Origin of the sequence: Ectobacillus polymachus (genome assembly GCF_048159605.1) — a bacterium.
Taxonomy (GTDB): domain Bacteria; phylum Bacillota; class Bacilli; order Bacillales; family Bacillaceae_G; genus Ectobacillus; species Ectobacillus polymachus.
The window spans coordinates 2,045,174-2,061,143 of sequence record NZ_JBLREB010000001.1 but is presented as its reverse complement, the minus strand read 5'-3'; the positions used below and the strand labels follow the sequence as shown (position 1 = coordinate 2,061,143).

Genomic DNA, 15,970 nt, shown 5'->3' with positions numbered 1-15,970 from the left:
CTCCTATAGTGAACAGTATTGCCATCATTCAAAATAATAGTTAGAGTACTACTAATATATGAAAGGGTATGGTAATCCATTCTTTACTAAGGGATTGCCTTAGCCTAAGTACTTACAGAATTCCTAAAAAAAGCTTAAATCAATTCATTTACCGAAAGCTACCTTCATCGGTTTTGACCAGCAGATCCCTTGATACGCTGAGCAAGACGGCTTAATGTTAAGGATTGAACCCATACCGTTCCAGGTCCTTCTAATGTAGCAAAGAATAATCCTTCCCCGCCAAACAAAGCTGATTTAACATTACCTACAAGCTGAATATCGTAGCTTACGTCTTTGGTTATGGCAACTAAACATCCAGTATCAATACGTAGTCTTTCTCTAGCCTGTAGTTCTTTTTGATAGATTGTCCCACCTGCATGAATAAATGCTAAACCGTCTCCTTCTAACTTTTGCATAATGAATCCCTCGCCTCCGAAGAAGCCTGTACCGAACCTTTTCGTAAATTCAATGCCAATTGATAACCCTTTTGCTGCACAGAGAAAAGCATCCTTCTGGCAAATCAACTTTTCATTATATTGACTTAAATCAATAGGAATAATTTTACCTGGATAGGATGCTGCAAAAGAAATCTTTCTCTTTACTCTATCTGTATTCTTGAATACAGTCATAAATAAGCTTGTTCCTGTTACGATGCGTCTTCCAGCTCCGAGTAATTTATCAAAGAGTCCTTGTTGATCTGAGTTAGAGCCATCCCCGAAAATTGTCTCCATTGTAATTCCATCTTCCATCATCATAAGTGCGCCAGCTTCGGCTACTACACTTTCGTATGGATCCAGTTCTATTTCAACAAATTGCATATCATCACCATATAGCCGATAGTCGATTTCGTGGGAATTCATGAATATGCCTCCTTTTTTATAGAGAAATGTATAATTTTATTGTATTAAATATAAAATAAGAAAGAAATAAATTTTTTGTTAATTTTCCCAATAAATACATAATTTGTTTGACGAGAGATTGTAAATTATGATACATTAAAAATACTATTGAACTGCATATTCTGGTACGGAAATAAGGCAAGATTCCCATGTTTCATACATGATCGATGCGAACAATTCCTTTAATTCCTCCTTCATATGTAGAGCAATTAGTTTTATTTTTTTATCTTAGGAGGTAAAATAATGCAAGTAGGTAAAGTAAAATGGTTTAACGGTGAAAAAGGTTATGGATTTATTCAAGGAGAAGACGGTAGCGATGTATTTGTACACTTCTCTGCTATTCAAGGTGAAGGTTTCAAAACTTTAGAAGAAGGTCAAGAAGTTACTTTTGAAGTCGTTGAAGGAAACCGTGGACCTCAAGCTGCTAACGTTACAAAAAAATAAGAAAGTAATGAGCATTTCGCTTTTGTGAAATGCTCTTTTTGTAAGATATGAACCCAATTGGTTTAGCTAACTGCCAATGTCAGATGACAATGGTAGTTAGCTTATTTTTTTACAGCTATCTTTTCTTTCTAGAGACTTGACTGTAGTTCGTTACAGGTAAAGATTCTTCTTCGTTGTCTAACATTTGTTCATAATTTTCATGATCGTCACCTAAATAGGCCTTTGGATTCTTACCATACATATCTGTTCCAATAAAATTTTCGAAGTCTTCTATGGCTCCTCTAGGTTCATCGCTGTTGCTATACATAGTCGTAAATTCTTTACTATTTGGCTGCATCATATCTGAAGGTGTATCCGATGTTCCGTAACTCGCTACCTCTTGCCAGGTATCTTCTGCATCATTTCGTATGTTGTCGTCTCGTTCTTCTTTTGTAACTTGCGGAGTAATTGCTTCCTCTTCTACAGGACGAGAATCCATACGGAGCCTGTCGTTTGCATGCTTCGCAGTAGTTACAGCAGTTGGCATTGCTTCCAGTCTTTCAAGCGGAATGATTTCCCCTGAAACCTCACAAATTCCATAGTTTCCTGCGTCTATTCGGGACAGTGCATAATTTACATCATCAAGCTGCTTGTGCGCAAATTCGAGAAGACCGAAATCCTTTTCACGTTCATACAACTCTGTGGCGACGTCACCAGGATGATTATCATAAAGGGAAAGCTCTCCAATGGATTCGCTATGGGTTGCACGATCTTGTGTTTCGCGTGCTTGTATAGATTTCTCAAGCTCTTGTTTTTCTTGTAATAACACACGTTTAAAATGTTCGTATTGCCTTGGAGTTAGCATTGCTTCACCTTCCTGTTTTAAAATGTGGGTGCTATATCCAGTCTACGACCGCTTAAAAGAATCAAGCTTACATCTGTTGTAGTATTTGCAACAGCATCAAAAATATCAGGAATAAGATGAAACAAAAAAGATCGCTGGGGTACGCAGCGATCTTTTGCAGATAGGATAGAATTACGAATTAAAATATATACCCGAATAGCAGGCCAACAGAGAATAGAAAGCCAAAGATTGTGTTCAATTTAGCAGTGGCAATCATTGCTGGCATCATCTCTGCGGGTTGGCTTTTTCCAACAAAACCCCTTACAGCAGAAATTGCCTGTGGAAGACTTAAGAATACAACTAAAATCCAGGGAGTGACGATACCACTTAGCATAAGGAATACTGACCACACATACGCAATGCCAAAGAAAGCTCCAAGAACAGCAGTTGCATTTTTCCGACCGACAAGAATGGCTAACGTTCTACGACCATTTTCTTTATCACCGTCTAAATCACGGATATTATTTGCTAATAAAATAGAACCAATTAAAAGAGAAGATGGAATGGAAATCATAATTAAATCGTTTGTAACGACCCCTGTTTGAATAAAGAAAGAAATGCCAATAATGACTACACCCATAAATAAACCGGAAGTTAGTTCACCAAATGGTGTGTATGCAATTGGAATAGGTCCACCGGTATACAAATAGCCAACCAGTATGCTAATGATACCTACTAGTGCAAGCCACCAGCTGGTTTGCATGCAAATGATTACGCCTAATACTAAAGCAGCTGCAATACAGCCATAGGCTAAATTTAATACAGTATTCGGTTTAAATCCCTCGCGTACAATTGCTCCGCCAATTCCAACAGATTTTTCATCATCCAGTCCTCTTTTGAAATCAAAATATTCATTAAAAAGGTTTGTGGCTGTTTGAATTAACATACAGGATATAAGCATAATGAAAAAAAGTGGAAGATTTATCTTCATCGAACCTACAATTTGCAGGGCATACATAGTCCCGATTAAAACAGGTACAAAGGATGCCGTTAATGTATGAGGACGAAGCAAGTTCCACCATACACGAAAGCGGCTTTGTTTTGTTGTAGGTTGCGTTAAAGAAGAATTCGTTTCTGCCTTCATATGTGAGAATCCTCCTGTTCATAATAAGTACACAATTAAGTGTAGGAAAAGCTATCTATAGTGTCAATGTTTAATTTGTAGGAATCACAATGCTTTTTCACAGAAATGCTAATGATTGACACAGCTTTTATCAGGGGTGTAAATTAAATGTAAGTAGAGTTTTTTGCGTAAGGAGGAGACTCAAGTGATTGATATGAAGCAACACAGAATGCAGCAATCGCTCCTCACTGCTGTTGATGCACAAGAAGAAACAATTATTAGTACGGTCGAAAAAGTGGAATGGATTGATCCACTCCTTTTTTATGCAGCCGGAGTAGGATATAAGGAGCGCTTTTATTGGTCCGATCCCACACAACGTGTAATTATGGCAGGAGTCGGATCTGTTTTCACATTTACTGCCTCTTCAAAAAAGCGTTTTCAAAAGGTTCATCATGTATGGAATAAATGTATAAAGAAAATGAACGTAGACCGCTCACCCTATTCGTTTGGAACAGGACCGCTCCTTTTTGGCGGATTTACCTTTGATTCATTACAGAAAAAAACGGATACTTGGGACGCATATGCTGATGCTTCCTTTTGGTTACCTGCCTTTATGATTACATTAAAGGATGGAGAAGCGTGGTTAACGATAAATCGTATTACACGTGATGCAAAAGCAGAGGATATAGATGAGGACATTCAAGTAGCGATACGTGATTTACTTGAGAAAAGTAAAAATCCACTGACAGAGCAAACGGTCTCGTATGTAAATAAAAGAATTGGAAAACTAGGGGATTGGGTTCAAACTGTAACAACTGTTCAGAAAGAAATGGAAGAAAAGAATATACCTAAAGTAGTGTTAGCTCGTAAAATGAAATTAGAAACAGATCGAAATATAGATGCAGCTCCTGTTCTTGAAGCATTGCGCATTGGCCAACCAGGATGCTACATTTTTGCTATCGAACAGAATGGCTCTTGTTTTTTAGGAGCAACTCCTGAGAAATTAGTGAAAAAAGAGGGGGGAAATTATACCTCCATGTGTCTTGCGGGTTCAATTGGCCGCGGGTCTACGTTAGAAGAAGATGAACAAAATGGAAATGAGCTGCTATATGATGAAAAAAACCGTAATGAGCATAGCTTTGTAGTAGATAGTATACGAAAGACGATGGAGGAAGTATGTAATCACGTAGTCATTCCGCAAACTCCGGCGCTTATGAAAACAAAGCATTTAATTCATTTGTATACACCAGTAGAAGCAACTGGGACAACGAGTTTATTAACTATGGTAGAAAAGCTTCACCCAACTCCAGCACTTGGTGGAACACCTCGAAATGAAGCGATGAAAATGATTCGAGAGCATGAACAGCTAGATCGAGGTCTATATGGAGGACCATTTGGATGGGTAGATAGAGAAGGAAATGGAGAATTTGCTGTTGGTATACGTTCTGGTTTAATTAAGGGGAACCAAATCTCCTTATACGCAGGGTGTGGAATTGTTGCAGATTCGAAGCCAGAACTTGAATATGAAGAAACGAATATGAAGTTTAAGCCTATGCTTACAGCATTAGGAGGAAGCATAATATGAATCATAGGGAAGCACTGACCTATTATTTAGGATCATTTGTTGATGAGATCGCGCGCTTACATGTACGAGATGTAGTGATTAGCCCCGGATCAAGATCAACACCATTAGCTATGTTAATGGCTGAGCATGCAGATATAACTACGTATTTACACGTAGATGAGCGCTCAGCCGCATTTTTTGCACTCGGTATGGCAAAAGCAAAGCAAACGCCAGTTGCGCTGCTTTGTACTTCTGGAACAGCAGCTGCTAATTATTTTCCGGCCATATGTGAGGCATTTCATTCTCGTGTACCACTTCTTGTATTAACAGCAGATCGTCCACATGAACTGCGTGACATAGAAGCACCACAAGCAATGAATCAAATTGGATTATATGGATCGTTTGTAAAAAAATCGTTTGAGCTTGCTCTTCCAGAATCATCGAGCTCCATGTATCGCTATATTCGTACATCGGCTAAGCGAGCTGTTAGGCTATCTACCGATTTGCCAAAAGGACCTATTCATTTAAACTTTCCGATTCGAGAACCTCTCATTCCAGACTTTTCATTGTCTGATATTTGGGATCAAGGTAGGGTACATAGTAACGAGGAAAGCACAGGGACTATACGGGTTTCATCGCCATCCTATTTAGAATCGACAGCTAACCGTTTGCTTTCATTGGAAAAGGGAATGATTGTATGCGGAGATCAGCAGGATCCTATATTGGCACAAGCAGTCGTTGAATTGGCAGGTACATTACAATATCCTATTTTAGCTGATTCATTATCTCAACTAAGATGCGGCAGCCATGATAAAACATATATCATGGATTGCTATGATACGTTTTTAAGAAACGAAGAAATTGCAGCTGAATGGAAGCCAGATGTAATTATTAGGCTTGGCGCGATGCCTGTTTCGAAAGCCCTTTCGAAATTTATTGGCAAACAGAAGGATGCCCTGCACATTACGGTTGATGAAGCAGGAGCATGGCGAGATCCTGTCCGAATGACGAATGAAATGGTGTATGCAAATGAGACGCAATTTTGTAAGGAACTAGCTGTAAAGGTGAATAAAAAGGAAGAAAGTGATTGGATGCGTCTTTGGAAGAGGATGAATGACGTATCCAAGAAGCAACTTCAAGAAGTGGATAATTATGATGGTAGATTTGAAGGAAAGGTTATTACAGAGGTTGCCCGTATACTTCCTGATGGAGCAGCGTTGTTTCTAGGGAACAGTATGCCCATTCGTGATGCAGATACCTTTCTTTTTAACGAAGATAAGGAACTTACGGTATTTGCCAATCGTGGTGTGAATGGAATTGATGGTGTAATTTCGACTGCATTAGGAACAAGTATTATCTATTCACCACTTGTTCTAGTGATTGGTGATCTATCATTTTATCATGATTTAAATGGATTGCTTGCGGCTAAGCTTCATCAATTAAATGCAACGATTATTGTTGTGAATAATGATGGTGGTGGAATCTTTTCTTTTCTTCCGCAACATGAACATAAGCAGCATTTTGAGAGCTTGTTCGGAACACCGCTTGGCTTAGACTATGAACACGTTGTAAAAATGTACGGCGGTGCGTTTAGTCGTCCACAATCGTGGCAGCAGTTTCGCGAACATGTAAAAGCAGGTGTATTTGGAAAGGGATTACACGTAGTAGAATGGCGTACAGATCGAGAAAGCAATATGAGTACCCATCGTGATTTATGGGCTGCTGTTTCTAAACAAATTGACAAGGGATTGCAGCATGATTAAAGCTCAGGGCGTATCGTATGATGTAGAGATAGTGGGAGAAGGGGAGCCGCTCCTTCTTTTACACGGTTTTACGGGAAGTAAAGAGACATGGCGTTCATTTCTTCCATCTTGGAGTAATCATTTTCGTGTTATTGCCGTTGATTTGCTTGGACACGGGAAAACAGATCATCCTACAGATGAATTGCGTTACCATATCGAAACAATAGCTCAAGATTTGCTTATGATACTGGATAGCATTCATGTGGAGCAAGCTCATATTCTTGGCTATTCCATGGGAGGAAGGGTAGCTATTACATTTGCAAAACTCTATCCTCATCGGGTCCGTTCTCTCATACTAGAAAGTACGACGGCTGGCATAGAAGATGAAAACGAGCGTATCGGGCGCGTAAAAAAGGATCGGAAGTTAGCTGATTTTATTGAAAAATCGGGTGTTTCAGCTTTTGTTACAAGATGGGAAGACATTCCTTTATTTGCTTCTCAAAAGCACTTACCGAAACAATCTCGTGATGATGTTCGAAACGAGAGGTTGTTAAACCATGCGATTGGGCTATCAAACAGCTTACGAGGAATGGGAACGGGTGTACAGCCGTCTTGGTGGCAACGGCTACATGAATTTCATATGCCGGTATTGCTTCTTTGCGGAGAGTATGATGAAAAGTTTATCGGAATTCTTGCACGGATGGAACAGATGCTGCCGAATGCCACTCGCATTCAAATTTCTGAGGCGGGGCATGCAATTCATGTGGAACAACCGGAAAAGTTTGATACAATAGTAATGGGATTTTTGAAAAGTTTGACGAACAAGGAGGTAATTTGATGACAAGAGAATGGATTGTTCAAGGTTCATATGAAGATATCATTTATTCTACATACAATGGTATTGCAAAGGTTTCAATCAATCGTCCTCATGTGCATAATGCATTCCGACCAAAAACGGTTATGGAAATGATTGATGCGTTTGCGCGTGCTCGTGATGATGAAAATGTTGGCGTTATCATTTTAACAGGTGAAGGCGGACGTGCATTTTGTTCCGGCGGCGATCAAAAGGTTCGCGGTAATGGCGGATACGTTGGAGACGATCAAATCCCTCGCTTAAATGTACTAGATTTACAACGTTTAATGCGTGCCATTCCAAAGCCAGTTATTGCTATGGTAGCAGGCTATGCTATTGGCGGAGGACATGTCCTTCATATTGTAGCCGATTTAACGATAGCAGCAGAAAATGCTGTATTTGGACAAACTGGTCCGAAGGTAGGAAGTTTTGACGGCGGCTATGGTGCAGGCTATCTAGCTCGTATTGTTGGTCATAAAAAGGCTCGTGAAATTTGGTATTTATGCCGTCAATATGGTGCGCAGGAAGCACTTGATATGGGATTAGTAAACAAGGTGGTTCCGCTTGAAGAGCTTGAAGATGAAACGGTGAAATGGGCAGAAGAAATTCTTGAAAAGAGCCCAATGGCGATACGCTTCTTAAAGGCTGCTTTTAATGCGGATACAGATGGTCTTGCAGGTATTCAACAGCTTGCTGGGGATGCAACGCTTCTTTACTATACATCAGATGAAGCGAAAGAAGGACGCGATGCCTTTAAGGAGAAACGTTCTCCTGATTTCGGTCAATTCCCTCGTTTTCCTTGATGAAAATATAAGAAACAAAACTGGTACTCCTTTGAGTGCCAGTTTTTTTGTTAATCCGTTGTTTCTATTACGTAGTTAAAAATAGTAGTTTTCATTTTTGTTAGTATATAATACTTATAAAAACGGTTATAGAAAGCAGGAGATACGATGAATAGGATGCCGAACTGGTTAAAGCAGCGTGCTTTTCTAACACCGGAGAGGATTGCACTTGAGGCGGGAACGAGTATGGTCACCTTTCGCGAGTTAGACGAGCATGTAACCGCTCTTGCAGGACGCCTCTCTTATGCAGGAGTTCGTAAACAAAGTCATGTGGCAGTACTTATGCGAAATAGACTCGAAATGATATATGTAATTCACGCACTATCATACATAGGAGCAGTTGCTATTTTATTAAATACTCGTCTATCACGAGAAGAACTTATATGGCAAATGAAGGACGCTAAAGCAAATGTGCTCATAGCAGATGAAGAGCATACTTTTGCTGCAATGCCTATACCAAAAACGTTCACCTACGAACAATTATTGGCGCTGCCTTCCCAGGAGGCTAGATGCCAAGCAGAATTTGCAGAAGAGGAAACGATGACCGTTATTTATACGTCCGGCACGACTGGTAAACCAAAAGGAGTTCAGCTAACCTATGGAAACCATTGGTGGAGTGCAGTTGGATCTGCATTAAATTTAGGGCTTACGGAGAAAGATTGCTGGCTTGCTTGTCTGCCATTTTTTCATGTTGGCGGGTTATCTATATTAATGAAAAATGTAATATATGGCATGCGTATTATTATCTTAGAAAGAGCGGACGTAGTTCAAATCAACGAGAAAATTAATCATCGTGAAGTTACGATTGTTTCCGTCGTTTCAAAGGTTCTTACCGATATGATTCGTACCCTAGGAGATAAAGTCTACCCAGAAACTCTTCGCTGTGTATTATTGGGAGGAGGTCCGGCACCAAAGCCGTTATTAGAAGCTTGTGTACAAAAACATATTCCTGTATTTCAAACGTACGGCATGACAGAAACCTCATCGCAAATTTGTACACTGACAGCGGATTATATGCTTTCCAAAGTAGGATCAGCAGGAAAACCTTTATTTCCCTGTCAACTTCGAATTGAGAATGACGGAAAAACACTTCATCAGAATGAAGAGGGAGAAATCGTTGTAAAAGGTCCAAATGTAACGAATGGGTATTTGAACCGTGAGGATGCTACGAAACAAAGTATAATTGATGGCTGGTTTCATACAGGAGATATCGGATACTTAGATAATGAAGGCTTTTTATATGTATTAGACCGCCGCAATGATTTGATTATTTCTGGAGGGGAAAATATTTATCCTGCACAAATTGAGGAGGTTCTTCTTGCTCACCCGCTTATTTTGGAGGCTGGTGTAATCGGAAAAGTGGATGAAAAATGGGGGCAGGTTCCGATTGCTTTTGTAAAGGTAGAAGGAGCTATAACTGAGGAAGATTTGATTTTATTTTGCGAAGAACGTCTTGCTCGCTACAAAGTACCAAGTCGTATTTATTTTGTAAAAGAACTTCCGCGTAATGCTTCAAATAAGTTACTTCGTCGCGAATTGAAGGAGCGATTGCAATGATCATTAAGCGTGTGACACTTTATTATACGAAAATGCCACTTGTTTCCCCCTTTCAGACGAGTTACGGGTTGTATAAGGAGCGAGAAAGTATTTTAATCCAATTACATGATGAAGAGGGAAGAAGCGGCTGGGGAGAGGTTGTTGCATTCTCACAGCCTTGGTATACGGAAGAAACGATTGTAACCTCCTCACATATGCTAATTGATTATTTAATTCCTGCCATACTCCATACCCCTCTTTCTCATCCGAGCGACGTTCGTAAGCTGTGGAAAGTAAAACGCAATCATATGGCGAAGGCAGGGTTAGAGGGAGCTCTATGGGACTTGTATGCAAAGAGGACCAATCAGTCGCTAGCAATGGCGTTAGGCGGTTCAAAAGAGGAGATTGAAGTTGGTGTTGTCATCGGGCTTGATACAGTACAGGTGATGCTCCGCCATATCGAGCAATATGCAAAAGATGGCTATAAACGATTTAAAGTAAAAATTAAGCCAGACCGCGATTATGAAATTGTTTCTACCATTCGAAAGGAATTTCCGCAGCTTCCGCTAATGGTAGATGCAAATTCTGCTTATACACTGCAAGATATAGATAAGCTGAAGCGACTAGATGAATTTGGATTGCTCATGATTGAACAGCCACTTGGGTCTCATGATTTTCTCGACCATGCTGAGCTTCAGCAGCAAATACAAACGCCCATTTGTTTAGACGAGAGCATTCATACCTTAGAGGATGCAAGGGTAGCTATTCAGCTTGGAAGCTGCCGGATTATTAACGTAAAAGCAGGACGTGTCGGCGGATTAACGGAAGCGATTCATATCCATCATTACTGCCTGCAGCATAATATTCCGATTTGGTGCGGAGGAATGATTGAAACAGGGATTTCTAGGGCTCAAAATGTCGCACTAAGCACTTTGCCTAACTTTACGATTCCAGGAGATATTTCAGCATCTTCACGTCATTGGGAAGAGGATATTATTACTCCTCAAGTAACCGTTCAAAATGGGAAGGTTACAGTACCGAAGCTGCCAGGGATTGGTTATCATATTAACCATAAGCGTTTAGAACAAATTACGATGCATACACGCTGTTTTATGTAAGAGTGTTGGGAAGGTAAGTAGAGCAGACAATAAAAAAGTCACAGTTCAAAATTGAACTGTGACTTTTTTACTATGTGGAGATTAATGATACCCTTTTGCAGAGTCTTTCGTAATTTTTTCTTTAAAGATCGTGTAGCTCCAAATTTGGTATCCAATAACGATTGGTACCATAATAAGTGCTACGATGAACATAATTTGTAAGGTCATTTGACTGCCGGCAGCATTGTATAGTGTTGTGCTAAATGCATCATCAATACGTGAAGGCAGCATTCTTGGGAACATACCTGCAAAGCCTGTAGCCATAAACATAGTAATTGTCAACGAAACAGAAGTAAAAGCAAGACCAATTTTACGTTTTGTCACCGTCCAAATTGCAAGGATACTAAGAAGCATGGCTAGTGTTGGCAGTAAATAAAGCACTGGGTATTGATTAAAATTTTGAAATAAGTTTGTTTGATTTGCTGTTGCAACATAGAAGATGGCAACTAGAATTGCTGTAACCATGGATACTGGTTTTGCAATTTTATAGGATCGATCTGCAACTTCTCCCGTTGTTTTCAACATCGTCCAAAGCGCACCGGAAAGAGTGAAGATGGAAACGAATAGGATTCCTCCTAGTAAACCATATGGATGAAGAAGACTTAGCAAGTTGCCTTCATATCCATTCTTACCAATTAGTAGTCCGTAATAAAGATTAGCAAAGGCTACACCAAATAGTAGGGCAATTAAAAAACTTCCGATAGCAAACGCCCATTTACATGTACTTTGCCATTTAGGAGATTCTTCTTTATGCATAAATTCAAGTCCAGCAGCTCGAAAGAATAGAGCAAAGAGTATGAGAAAAAGCGGTGTATATAAGTAGCTAAACATGTTTGCATAGGTTACAGGGAACGCAGCAAATGTAGCACCACCAGCTGTAATGAGCCAAACTTCATTGCCACCCCAGAATGGTCCGATTGATTCTTGTAATTGATTACGTTCTTTGCGGTCCTTTGTTATGAAAGGAAACAAAATCCCTGTTCCAAGTGCATATCCGTCTAACACAAAATATACAGTCCATAATACGCCCCAAAGACCAAACCATATAATTGCTAAAACATCATGAGACATAATCTACATCCCCCTCATTAGAACCTAAGTTAGCTTCTGGTCCTTTTTTAGCATATTTAAGAATTAAGTACACATCTGCTATTAGTAATAAAGTATAGAATAGAATTATGCTTACGATTGAGAAGATGATTTGAGACATAGAAATCGGTGAAACAGATTGCGCTGTTTTCATAAGTCCATATACGGTCCAAGGCTGACGGCCTACTTCTGTTACCATCCATCCTAAGTTAATAGCTACATAAGGAAGTAATACTGACCAGATTGTAAGCTTTAAGAAACGTTTTGAATTTTCAATTTTTCCTTTGCGGTATAAGTAGAATCCAAACCATGTAAGTGCCATGAAGTAGACACCTAGCGCAACCATTGCGCGGAAGCCATAAAATACTAAGTTAACGTTCGGACGCTCATCTTTTGGAATATCTTTTAAGCCAACTACCTTACCATTAAAAGAGCTTGTATAGAAGAAGCTACCAAGCTTAGGAATGCTAAGTGCTTCAAAATTTTGTTCCTTATTAACATTTGGGAACTGAATAATATTAAAAGGTTGTCCTGTACCTGTATTCCAAATTGCTTCCATTGCGGCACCTTTAGCAGGCTGCATTTTAGCAGCATTAATACCTGATTCATGTCCGATTAATGGTGTTGCTGTTGCAGCAATAAGTCCAAAAATTAATGCGAATTTAAAAGATTTCATAAAGAATGGTACATTTTGTTTACGTAATAAATGATAGGCACTAATTGCCATTACAAAGAAAGAACCAACGATGTAAGCACTTACAACTGTATGGAAGAACATATGCCAAGCATAGGAATTTGAAATTAGTGCCCAGAAATCAGTTAATTCAGCTCGACCATTTCGAACAACATATCCTACTGGATGTTGCATAAATCCATCTGCCGTAATAATCCAAACTGCAGATATATTAGTTCCAATTGCTACCATCCACATACTGAAGGCTCTAAACTTTGGTGAAATACGATCTTTTCCAAAGATCCAAATGCCCATGAAAGTTGATTCAAGGAAGAAGGCAACAAGAGCTTCAATTGCTAGAGGCCCTCCAAAAATATCACCCATATACTTTGAATATTCAGACCAGTTTGTACCGAATTGGAACTCCATTGTAATCCCGGTAATAATCCCCATTACAAAGTTAATGGTAAATAATTTTCCCCAGAAATCTGCCATCTTTCGATACAGTGGATTAAGAGTTCTAGCATGCTGCGTTTCCATTATTGCTACAAGAATTACAAGACCAAGAGTAAGAGGAACAAATAAGAAGTGATAAAAAATTGTAACTGCAAATTGAATTCGACTTAATAAGAGTACATCCATCGTCTAACTTCAACTCCTTTTTTATTATCTATACTTATTTTATAGTGAAAAAGGGGTCTACTAACGTGGGATTTGTTACAAAGTTTTGTGGAAAATTCGACGGAATTATGTCTTTTTTTTTAGAATAATGATTTTTATGTGATTCCTTATTAGTGTAAAATTTCTAATGAGGGAAGTTACACTTCATTTCAATACTATATTTCATGTTGACATTCATTTATATTAAAGGGAACATAAAAACAAGGGGGAATAAAGAATGGCATTACTTGATGATATTTTAACGTTTAACAAGGGGTTTGTAGAAAGTAAGGAGTATGAAACTTTGAGATCAAATAAGTATCCTGAGAAAAAGCTAGTTATTATCTCATGTATGGATACACGTCTCGTAGAGTTACTTCCGAAAGCAATGAATTTCAGAAATGGGGATGTGAAGATTATTAAGGTAGCGGGAGCTATTGTTTCTCACCCATTTGGAAGTATTATGCGTAGTATACTTGTTGCAGTTTATGAACTTGGTGCTGCTGAAGTATGCGTTGTTGGTCATCATGACTGTGGTATGTCAAGTATTCAAGCACAAAATACGATTCAAAAGATGAAAGAACGCGGCATTTCAGAAGATAAGATTGAAACGCTTCGCTATTCAGGAATTGATTTAAATCGATTTCTTCGCGGCTTCTCTAGTGTACAAGATAGCGTAAAACATAGCGTAGAAACGATTCAAAACCATCCGTTATTAGTGTCCGACGTCCCTGTACATGGAATGGTAATTGATCCAAAAACAGGGGAATTAGAAGTTATCATAAACGGATATAACCATCAATGATGATGTTTATGATGTTTTTTCTCTGGAACGGGATCAAATCCACCAGGATGAAACGGATGACATTTCGATATGCGTTTAATCGTAAGCCAGCTTCCTTTAAGTGCGCCATGAATTTTAATTGCTTCAATGCCATAATGTGAACATGTTGGGTAAAAGCGGCATGAAGGCGGCGTTAATGGCGAAATAGCTTTTTGATAAAAACGAATAATAGAAATAAGAATATGTTTCATAATACAGGCTCCTTTCGAATACAACTATCATAGCACAAATTGGATTCAAAATTCGAATGGCATAATTTCTTTACTATTTGTGAAAAATTTTATATCATATTAAATATATCGGAATTATAAATTTTGGATAGATAAGGGGAGAACGACATGCCATCAGTTGAAAGCTTTGAATTAGATCATACGATTGTAAAGGCACCATATGTAAGACATTGTGGTGTTCATAAAGTAGGAAGCGATGGGGTTGTAAATAAATTTGATATTCGATTTTGCCAGCCAAATAAAGAAAATATGAAGCCAGATGTAATTCATACGCTGGAACATTTATTAGCTTATAATTTACGAAAGTATGTCGTAAACTATAATCATTTTGACATTATTGATATTTCACCGATGGGCTGTCAAACAGGATTCTATTTAGTCGTAAGTGGAACACCTTCTGTTCGTGAAATCATTGATTTGCTTGAAAATACAATGCGTGATGCTGTTACGGTTACAGAAGTACCAGCAGCTAATGTAAAGCAATGTGGGCAAGCGAAGCTTCACGACTTAGAAGGTGCAAAACGCCTTATGAATTATTGGCTATCACAAAACAAAGAAGACTTAGAAAAAGTATTTGGATAATAAATATATGGATAAAAAAAGACTATCTTCAGCGCAGTTGTAATTGCGTAAGAATAGTCTTTCTTTTTTTGTTTAGGAAATATGCAGGTCATGTTTTTATAGGATATTCCTGCATATTTCCTAGCTTCAAGGCAAAAATGAATGATGACAATTTAAGGGCGGTAAGCCCCAGTTTTAAGACTTTGAGAAAGGTCATGTAAAGTGAAAGTGGTGAGGAGCTTTCCCTAAATGTATAGGTCTCCCTTTGATAGCAGCAGGGAGATGAAAGAAAAACAACTACATAAGGAATTTTTCGCTTTATTAGGCAGATTCTACAGAATATGCTACAATTCACAGTAAGAATTCGTTATACTAGGAGCGCATTTTCATGTATATATTTAAAGATTACTACCAAAATACAGTGGAGTTATCGTTCGATGATTGTCCTTTTTCTCAAACCCCTAAGCATGTGTGGGTAATTTGCCGTTATCACGACAAATGGTTGTTGACTCAGCACCTACGTCGCGGTTATGAATTTCCAGGCGGCAAAGTTGAAGAAGGTGAAACTCCTGAAGAAGCTGCCGTTAGAGAAGTACTAGAAGAAACGGGTGGAATCGTTACGCATCTCGATTATATTGGTCAATACAAGGTGTCAGGAAAAGATAAGATTATCATTAAAAACATATACTTCGCCATTATTAATAAGCTAGTACAACATACGCATCTTGATGAAACGAATGGACCCATTCTATTAGATGAAATTCCAAAGTTCATTAAAAATGACAGACGTTACAGTTTTATTATGAGGGATGATGTATTAGTACGCAGCTTAGAGCAAGTGCAAAAGAGTTTTCCAATTATGTAAAAATGAATGGATCGTTAGAATGTTGA

16 protein-coding genes are annotated in these 15,970 nt (G+C 38.7%); 10 read left to right on the top strand and 6 right to left on the bottom strand.

The window, feature by feature from the left end; translation table 11 throughout:
- Positions 1 to 164 precede the first annotated feature (164 nt).
- Positions 165 to 899: a TIGR00266 family protein gene (locus ACM5BR_RS10535; RefSeq protein WP_416827790.1), complete on the bottom strand. Its 735-nt coding sequence runs from the start codon at positions 897 to 899 to the stop codon at positions 165 to 167.
- 282 nt (positions 900 to 1,181) lie between these two features.
- Here ACM5BR_RS10535 and ACM5BR_RS10530 point away from each other — a divergent pair, with 282 nt between their 5' ends.
- On the top strand, positions 1,182 to 1,382 hold the full coding sequence (locus ACM5BR_RS10530) for a cold-shock protein (RefSeq protein ID WP_416827789.1): 201 nt from the start codon (positions 1,182 to 1,184) through the stop codon (positions 1,380 to 1,382).
- 115 nt (positions 1,383 to 1,497) lie between these two features.
- Here ACM5BR_RS10530 and ACM5BR_RS10525 read toward each other — a convergent pair whose 3' ends face one another.
- Complete coding sequence (locus tag ACM5BR_RS10525; RefSeq protein WP_416827788.1) at positions 1,498 to 2,226, bottom strand: TraR/DksA C4-type zinc finger protein; 729 nt, start codon at positions 2,224 to 2,226, stop codon at positions 1,498 to 1,500.
- A 178-nt stretch (positions 2,227 to 2,404) separates the two neighbouring features.
- Complete coding sequence (locus tag ACM5BR_RS10520) at positions 2,405 to 3,349, bottom strand: 1,4-dihydroxy-2-naphthoate polyprenyltransferase (protein WP_416827787.1); 945 nt, start codon at positions 3,347 to 3,349, stop codon at positions 2,405 to 2,407.
- 184 nt (positions 3,350 to 3,533) lie between these two features.
- On the opposite strand from ACM5BR_RS10520, the gene ACM5BR_RS10515 reads away from it, so the two are divergent.
- From ACM5BR_RS10515 to menC, 6 genes are all read left to right on the top strand, one after another.
- Positions 3,534 to 4,913, top strand: a complete 1,380-nt coding sequence (locus ACM5BR_RS10515; protein ID WP_416827786.1) for an isochorismate synthase — start codon at positions 3,534 to 3,536, stop codon at positions 4,911 to 4,913.
- The gene (gene menD, locus ACM5BR_RS10510; protein WP_416827785.1) at positions 4,910 to 6,655 is read left to right on the top strand and encodes a 2-succinyl-5-enolpyruvyl-6-hydroxy-3-cyclohexene-1-carboxylic-acid synthase; all 1,746 of its coding nucleotides are present in this window, start codon (positions 4,910 to 4,912) and stop codon (positions 6,653 to 6,655) included. The genes ACM5BR_RS10515 and menD overlap by 4 nt, the downstream gene beginning before the upstream one ends.
- Positions 6,648 to 7,472: a 2-succinyl-6-hydroxy-2,4-cyclohexadiene-1-carboxylate synthase gene (gene menH / locus ACM5BR_RS10505; protein ID WP_416827784.1), complete on the top strand. Its 825-nt coding sequence runs from the start codon at positions 6,648 to 6,650 to the stop codon at positions 7,470 to 7,472. Before menD ends, menH begins: the two co-directional genes overlap by 8 nt.
- Entirely contained in the window at positions 7,472 to 8,290 is an 819-nt protein-coding gene (gene menB, locus ACM5BR_RS10500; RefSeq protein WP_416827783.1) for a 1,4-dihydroxy-2-naphthoyl-CoA synthase, read from the top strand. Before menH ends, menB begins: the two co-directional genes overlap by 1 nt.
- A 147-nt stretch (positions 8,291 to 8,437) precedes the next feature.
- Positions 8,438 to 9,886 (top strand): o-succinylbenzoate--CoA ligase, encoded by a 1,449-nt coding sequence (locus ACM5BR_RS10495; protein WP_416827782.1) that lies wholly within the window; start codon positions 8,438 to 8,440, stop codon positions 9,884 to 9,886.
- Positions 9,883 to 10,983 carry an o-succinylbenzoate synthase gene (menC, locus tag ACM5BR_RS10490; RefSeq protein WP_416827781.1) on the top strand — a complete coding sequence of 367 codons (1,101 nt, stop codon included), beginning with the start codon at positions 9,883 to 9,885 and terminating at the stop codon, positions 10,981 to 10,983. Before ACM5BR_RS10495 ends, menC begins: the two co-directional genes overlap by 4 nt.
- A gap of 81 nt (positions 10,984 to 11,064) precedes the next feature.
- Here the strand turns inward: menC and cydB are convergent, their stop codons facing one another.
- Positions 11,065 to 12,093 carry a cytochrome d ubiquinol oxidase subunit II gene (gene cydB, locus ACM5BR_RS10485; RefSeq protein ID WP_416827780.1) on the bottom strand — a complete coding sequence of 343 codons (1,029 nt, stop codon included), beginning with the start codon at positions 12,091 to 12,093 and terminating at the stop codon, positions 11,065 to 11,067.
- Positions 12,083 to 13,426 carry a cytochrome ubiquinol oxidase subunit I gene (locus ACM5BR_RS10480; protein ID WP_416827779.1) on the bottom strand — a complete coding sequence of 448 codons (1,344 nt, stop codon included), beginning with the start codon at positions 13,424 to 13,426 and terminating at the stop codon, positions 12,083 to 12,085. Before ACM5BR_RS10480 ends, cydB begins: the two co-directional genes overlap by 11 nt.
- A 256-nt stretch (positions 13,427 to 13,682) precedes the next feature.
- On the opposite strand from ACM5BR_RS10480, the gene ACM5BR_RS10475 reads away from it, so the two are divergent.
- Entirely contained in the window at positions 13,683 to 14,249 is a 567-nt protein-coding gene (locus ACM5BR_RS10475) for a beta-class carbonic anhydrase (RefSeq protein ID WP_416827778.1), read from the top strand.
- Here the strand turns inward: ACM5BR_RS10475 and yidD are convergent.
- Positions 14,243 to 14,479: a membrane protein insertion efficiency factor YidD gene (gene yidD / locus ACM5BR_RS10470; RefSeq protein ID WP_416827777.1), complete on the bottom strand. Its 237-nt coding sequence runs from the start codon at positions 14,477 to 14,479 to the stop codon at positions 14,243 to 14,245. The genes ACM5BR_RS10475 and yidD overlap by 7 nt on opposite strands.
- Positions 14,480 to 14,626: 147 nt before the next feature.
- Here yidD and ACM5BR_RS10465 point away from each other — a divergent pair, with 147 nt between their 5' ends.
- On the top strand, positions 14,627 to 15,100 hold the full coding sequence (locus ACM5BR_RS10465; protein WP_416827776.1) for an S-ribosylhomocysteine lyase: 474 nt from the start codon (positions 14,627 to 14,629) through the stop codon (positions 15,098 to 15,100).
- Between the two features lie 367 nt (positions 15,101 to 15,467).
- The gene (gene ytkD / locus ACM5BR_RS10460; RefSeq protein ID WP_416827775.1) at positions 15,468 to 15,944 is read left to right on the top strand and encodes an RNA deprotection pyrophosphohydrolase; all 477 of its coding nucleotides are present in this window, start codon (positions 15,468 to 15,470) and stop codon (positions 15,942 to 15,944) included.
- Positions 15,945 to 15,970 lie beyond the last annotated feature (26 nt).